Raw genomic sequence first — 6,408 nt, forward strand, 5'->3', positions numbered from 1 at the left:
TCTCGTGCAGCATCTGGCGGCTGGTGCGGACGATCTTGTTGATCGTCTCGATCATATGCACCGGGATGCGGATGGTCCGCGCCTGGTCGGCGATCGAGCGGGTGATCGCCTGCCGGATCCACCAGGTGGCGTAGGTCGAGAACTTGTAGCCGCGGCGGTACTCGAACTTGTCGACCGCCTTCATCAGGCCGATGTTGCCTTCCTGGATCAGGTCCAGGAACTGCAGGCCGCGGTTGGTGTACTTCTTGGCGATGGAGATCACGAGGCGCAGGTTCGCCTCGACCATTTCCTTCTTCGCCTGACGCGCCTCGCGCTCGCCCTTCTGCACGGTCTGGACGATGCGGCGGTAGTCGTCGATCGGGACGCCCGTCTCCTGCGCCAGGGCGGCGATCTCGGAGCGGATGTCGCCGATCTGGCCGGCGTCGTTCTCGGCGAACTTGGTCCAGCGCACGCCCAGGGCCTTCACCTGGTCGCCCCAGTCCGGACGCATCTCCTGGCCGAAGTAAGCCTTGAGGAACTCGCCGCGGCTGATGCCGTAGCTGTCGGCAAGCCGGAGCAGGCGGCCTTCCAGGACCATCAGGCGCTTGTTGATCGCGTAGAGCTGCTCGACCAGCGCCTCGATGCGGTTGTTGTTCAGCTTCAGGGTCTTCAGGTGCTGGACGATCGTGCCCGCGGCGGCCTGATAGGCGGCGCGGTCCTTCTCGCTCAGGTCCTCGCCCTTCAGGCGCTGGCCGACCAGCTTCTCCTGCAACAGGCGGAAGGCTTCGAACTCGCCCGCGATGGCGTCCAGGGTCGCCATGACGCCCTCACGCAGCTCGGCTTCCATCGCGCTGATGGTCGGGCCGGCGCCGTCGTCGAAGTCGTCGTCGCCCTCGCCTTCACCCTCGCCCTCGGGCTTCTCCTCGCCCTCGGCTTCTTCGGTCTCCTCGGCCGCTTCCGCCGGAGCCGGCAATTCGCCCGCCGCCGCGTTCTGGCCGCCGTATGTCTGTTCGAGGTCGATCACCTCGCGCAGCAGGATGCGCCCGCCCTCCAGTTCCTCGCGCCACACCATGATGGCTTCGAAGGTCAGGGCGCTCTCGCACAGCCCGCGGATCATCGTGTCGCGGCCGGCCTCGATGCGCTTGGCGATCGCGATTTCGCCCTCACGCGACAGCAGCTCCACCGAGCCCATCTCGCGCAGGTACATCCGCACCGGGTCGTCCGTGCGGTCGTAGGCCGGCTCCTTCGTCGTCTCGACGACGGCGCTCTCCTCGCGGACCGCGACCTCGCCGCCCTCGGCGTCGTCCTCGGATTCCACGACGTTGACGCCCATCTCGCTCAGCATGGCGAGGGTGTCTTCGATCTGTTCCGAGGTCACTTCCTCGGACGGCAGCACCTTGTTCAGCTCGTCCATCGTGACGTAGCCGCGGGCCTTGGCCTGCTTGATGAACTTCTTGACCGCCGCATCCGTCAGGTCGAGCAGCGGGCCGTCTCCGCCCGTGGTCTCCGGAGTTTCGGCTTCGGCCGTGTTTGCGCTCATCTAAATCTCCGAAATCGGCTGCCGCCCCCGGGAAGGGACGCGCCGAAAATGGTGGGTGACGGGCCTGGATCGAGAGGTCGCGACAATACGACCCGCAGTCCGTCTAAATCGTTCCCGTTTCTGTCGATGCGGCAGTGGATACGCACGCGCGCTGCAGATGGACGTCGCACGGCGTCTTTTCGCCGCGGGGATGCTATCCGCCGCCGCGCGCCATGTCGTCGTCCGCCCGAAGCGGCGCGACCACCGGAATTTCCGCACACGAGGGAGACATCATCATCCGCGTGGGGGGCGCGTCCGAAACCGCAACGGCCCATCGATGTCTGTCGTAAGCGCGCTAAATCCGCAGGACGGCAGATGGCGTGTGACACGTTCAGTGTCAAGACGGCGCGCCTCCCAGGCGAGGGCCGGGCCGACATTTCTCCGCAGAGGCGTGGCCGAGGGGCCTGCCGCCCGCCCAGTCAGTGCGGCAGGACCGGAACGCCGCCGTCGAGCGTCCAGTCGCTGTTGATCAGCTTGCGCAGGTGGTCGCGCTCCGCCTTCAGCGGCGCAAGCGTGCTTATCGCGGAGGGATCCCGCGCCACATCGCTCAGCGCCCCCTCGACGGCCCGCTCCAACGCCTCCAGTTGCATCAGCAGTTCGAACGCCTGACGCCACAGCATCCGGGCGCGCTCGCGGGCGGCATTGGGATCAAGGAACGGCGCGGCCACGCCCGCCTTGGCGGCGTCGCGCTCCATCCGCGCCAGCATCTCGTCGTCCACGCCCCGCGCCCGCAAGCGGCGCAGCACCACGTCGAATTCAGCGTCATCCGCCTCGTAGCGCAGTTGGACCAGCTCTTGGGCGATGCGGTCCAGCTTCTCGTCGCCGAAGCCCCGCGCCCCCACCAGTTCGATGGAGTCGTCGATGATGGCTGGGTCGTGCAGCGCCGCCTTGGCCAAGGCCGCCGCCAGGGGTCGGACCGACTGCTTCAGGTCCTGGGCCGCGCTCTTCGCCTCGGGCGTCGCTCCCGCCAGCGCCGCGCGGCGCTTCGCCCAGCCGTGCTTGGCCAGGGCTCTCCCCGCGGCGCCGGGCTCGTAGACCGGCGCCGCGCTGGCCCGGGGCGACAGCGCCTCGAACCGGCCCAGCAGGTCCTCCTTGTAGGCCGCCGCCAGGTCGCCGTCGGCGATCGTCGCCGCCAGCTTGCGCAGCCGCACCTTCAGCGCCGTCTTCCGCTCGGGGGTGTCGAGCGGCTCGGCGTCGCGCTCGCGGATGAACAGCGCCTCGGCGAAGGGCGTGGTGTGCGAAAGCTGCTGCTTCAGCACCGCTGGCCCCTGCTCGCGCAGCACGTCGTCAGGGTCCTTGCCACCCTCGACGATGGCGAACTTGAAGCTCTTCCCCGGCTTCAGCATCGGCAGCGCCCGGTCCATGGCGCGGGCCGCCGCCTGGCGCCCCGCCCGGTCGCCGTCGAAGCAGAGCGTGGGCTCGGGGTGGTGGCGCCACAGCACCTCCATCTGGTCCTCGCCCAGAGCCGTGCCCATGGCGGCCACGGCGGGCACGCCCGCGCGCTGACAGGCGATCACGTCCATGTAGCCTTCCACCACCACCAGCGGCAGATCCTCGTCGGCCTTCGCCGCGGCCAGGAGCTTGCGCGCTTCCGACAGGCCGTAGAGCTGGTGGCCTTTGTGGAAGACCACCGTCTCCGGGCCGTTCAGGTATTTGGCGCGGGCCTGCGGATCCATCGCGCGGCCGCCGAACGAGACCACTCGGCCGCGCACGTCGAGGATCGGGAAGATGATCCGGTCCCGGAATCGGTCGTAGGGCGCCCCGCCCTCCTCCGGCGCGATCAGCAGCCCGGCCTCGACCAGCTCGCCCGGCTTGGCGCCCTTGGTGATGAGGTAGTCCTTCAGCGCCGTCCGCCCCGGCGGCGAGAAGCCGATCCGGAATCTCGGCCACTCCTTCTCTGGCAGGCCGCGCTTTTCCAGATAAGCGCGCGCCTCGCGCCCCGGCGGGCGGCGCAACTCGGCCTCGAACCACTGCGCCGCCAGTTCCAGCCAATCGGCCAGCCCTTGCCGCTGCTTCTCCTGCTCGGCGCCGCGCGGGTCCACCGCCGGCAGCGGCACGCCCGCTTCGGCCGCCAGCCGTTCGACAGCCTCGGCGAAGGTCAGCCGCTGGGTCTCCTGCAGGAAGGTGATGAGGTCGCCGGTCTTGCCGGACGAGAAGTCGAAGAACTGACCTTTGTCGTCGTTCACATAGAACGAGGGGGTCTTCTCCTTGTTGAACGGCGACAGGCCCACGTATTCGCGGCCCTGCTTGCGCAGCTTCACCGTGCGGCCGATGACGTCGCTCGGCCGAAGCCGCGACTTCACCTCCTCCAGAAACCGCTCGTCAAACCGCCCGACCATCCGAATCACCTGTGGGCGGGAGCTATCTCGACTCCAGCCCCCAAGCGCAAATCACGTCAGCTATCCCCGCGATGCCCGTGTTCCACAGCTTGTGGACAAGCTGCGTCAGATTCGGCCGCGCATCTCAATCGCTCTTCATCCCCGGGCTTGACCCGGGAATCCATTCCAGTGCGCCCGCACGCGTCGCACTCTGCGCTGCGAGCACCCGTTGGATGGCCGGGTCAAGCCCGGCCATGACGAGAGAAGGGGCGGAATCACCCCAGATGCGTGAGCTTGTCCGGGTTGCGCACCGAATAGACCGCCGCGATCTGGCCGTCCTCGCCGGGTTCGAAAGCGAAGGTGGCGGGGCCGTCCTCCAGGTGGATGAGGAAGCCCGGATAGCCGTTGACCCTCACTGGCGTGATGTCGCCCATCGCCGCCTTGCCGTGGCGCCAGCGGATGCCCTCGATCAGGCGCACGATGTCCGCACGGCCCACCATGACCCGAAGCGCCGCGGAACGCTTGCCGCCGCCGTCCGAGACCATGATGGCGTCCTCGGCCAGCAGTTCCGACAGCGCCCGGGTGTCGGCGGTCGCCGAGGCAGTCATGAAGGCGGTGGCGAGTTGCATCATCCGGTCGTGGTCGACCTTGAACCGCGGCCGCGCCTCCTGGACGTGCTGGCGGGCGCGGGCGGCGAGCTGGCGGACGGCCGGCTCGGCCCGCTCCAGGGTCTCGGCGATCTGGCCGTAGTCCTGGTCGAAGACGTCGTGCAGTAGGAACACCGCGCGCTCCAACGGCGACAGCCGCTCCAGCGCCAGCAGGAACGCCACCGAGACCTCCTCGGCCTTCTCGACCGGATCGTCCGTCAGCGGCTCGATCAGCGGTTCGGGCAGCCAGGGGCCCTTATAGGCCGCGCGCTCGGCCTTGGCGGCGCGCAGGCGGTCGATGCAGAGCCGGGTCGTCGCTCGCACCAGCCAGGCGGCGGGGTCGGTCACCCCCTCCCCCGCCCGCTGCCAGCGGATCCAGGCGTCCTGCACGGCGTCCTCGGCTTCGGAGACCGAGCCCAGCATTCGATAGGCCAGCCGCTTGAGCCGTGGCCGGTTGGCCTCGAAGGCGTCAGTGAGCACCTCGTCCATGTCCGCCTACCCTACGCCACCAGCCGCAGCGGCACGACCGTCTCGCCGCCGACCTGAACCCGCGAGCAGCTCTTGCCGTAGCCCAGGGCGTACTTCAGCGTCGGGTACATCCGCGAGGCCACGATCCCCAGGCTGATCGCCACCAGCGCCTTGTCGCCCCACCGTCGCACGATCTCGTCGCGCAACGGGTCGCAGGCCTCCAGGTCGCGGGCCAGACTGGCCCGGGCGAAGCGGTAGCCCAGCGACGCCGTCTCACCCATCGCCTCGAGGTCGCCGGCGACGATGGCGCGCAGCACGTTCGGATCGACGCCGTTCGCCGTGGCGATGTCCACGCCCACCTGCACGCAAGGCCCGCAGTCCTCGGTCAGCGTTCCGTAGAGCCCTGCGGCCACCAGCGCCTCGGGCGGCGCCGCGTGAGGATCCGTCGCCTGCGTCCCCAGACTGAACTTGAACAGGCTGAAGGGGTTCACCCGCAGCACGTGACGCATGTAGCTGGCGTCGTAGCCGAAGGTCCTCTCGAACCTGTCGAGGTAGCGGCTGAGGATCAGCTTGAGCATGGCTCAGACTCCCAGGTCGGCGGGTTTGCGGAACAGCGCCAGCGCCAGCGGGACGGCGGCGAACAGGTAGACGCCCACGAAGTCACGCTGAATATCGGCGAGCGGGGAGGCGCCGCAGGTGGCGTCATAGACGTGGATGGCGGCGTGCATGGTCAGCCACGCGGCTGCCGCCGCCATCGCCGCCCACCCCGTCGCCGGCCTCCGGGCGAACCAGGCCAGGCCCAGCGCGCACATGACGTAGATCGCCCCGATGTCACGCACGAAATGCGGATTGAACGGCCCGGTCGTCGGCACGCCGGGCACGGCGTCGTACCAGCCCAGGGGCGCGAAAAGCATCACGACGCCGTTCGCCGCCAGCAGCAGGGCCATCAGCCCCGCCAGATATCGATCCCAGTGACGCATCCGCCGCCTCCGTCCTCTTCACGCCAAGGACGGAACGGCGGGCGGGGCTGTGACATCAGCCCCTAGAAAATCTTCGGCGCTACTTCGCCTTGTCCATGAAGCCCGCGAAGCGCTCGAAGAGGTAGAGGCTGTCCGTGGGACCCGGCGAGGCTTCCGGGTGGTGCTGGATCGAGAACACGGGGCGATCCTTCAGCGCCAAGCCCGCGTTCGTGCCGTCGAACAGGGACACATGCGTCTCGACCACCGGCTCGGGCAGGCTGTCGCGGTCGACCGTGAAGCCGTGGTTCATGGAGACGATCTCGACCTTGCCGGTGGTCAGATCCTTCACCGGGTGGTTCGCCCCGTGGTGGCCCTGCTCCATCTTCTTCGTCTTGGCGCCCAACGCCAGCGACAGCATCTGGTGGCCCAGGCAGATGCCGAACACCGGCTTGCCGCTG

6 protein-coding genes are annotated in these 6,408 nt (G+C 68.8%); all 6 read right to left on the minus strand.

Translation table 11 applies throughout. The features are described from left to right. Positions 1–1,519 (minus strand): RNA polymerase sigma factor RpoD (rpoD, locus tag Q0L11_RS11520; protein WP_296597407.1); only part of this gene is annotated, 1,519 nt, incomplete at its 3' end. A 458-nt stretch (positions 1,520–1,977) separates the two neighbouring features. Next, positions 1,978–3,897 carry a DNA primase gene (gene dnaG, locus Q0L11_RS11525; protein ID WP_296597408.1) on the minus strand — a complete coding sequence of 640 codons (1,920 nt, stop codon included), beginning with the start codon at positions 3,895–3,897 and terminating at the stop codon, positions 1,978–1,980. A 254-nt stretch (positions 3,898–4,151) separates the two neighbouring features. Then, on the minus strand, positions 4,152–5,012 hold the full coding sequence (gene sigJ, locus Q0L11_RS11530) for an RNA polymerase sigma factor SigJ (protein ID WP_296597409.1): 861 nt from the start codon (positions 5,010–5,012) through the stop codon (positions 4,152–4,154). Positions 5,013–5,023: 11 nt separating this feature from the next. Further along, positions 5,024–5,569 carry a hypothetical protein gene (locus Q0L11_RS11535; RefSeq protein WP_296597410.1) on the minus strand — a complete coding sequence of 182 codons (546 nt, stop codon included), beginning with the start codon at positions 5,567–5,569 and terminating at the stop codon, positions 5,024–5,026. Positions 5,570–5,572: 3 nt separating this feature from the next. Next, on the minus strand, positions 5,573–5,971 hold the full coding sequence (locus Q0L11_RS11540) for a hypothetical protein (protein ID WP_296597412.1): 399 nt from the start codon (positions 5,969–5,971) through the stop codon (positions 5,573–5,575). A 79-nt stretch (positions 5,972–6,050) separates the two neighbouring features. After that, positions 6,051–6,408, minus strand: a 358-nt coding sequence (locus tag Q0L11_RS11545) for a gamma-glutamyl-gamma-aminobutyrate hydrolase family protein (RefSeq protein WP_296597414.1), incomplete at its 5' end; no start/stop codon positions are given.

This window comes from Phenylobacterium sp., assembly GCF_024508875.1.
GTDB lineage: Bacteria > Pseudomonadota > Alphaproteobacteria > Caulobacterales > Caulobacteraceae > Phenylobacterium.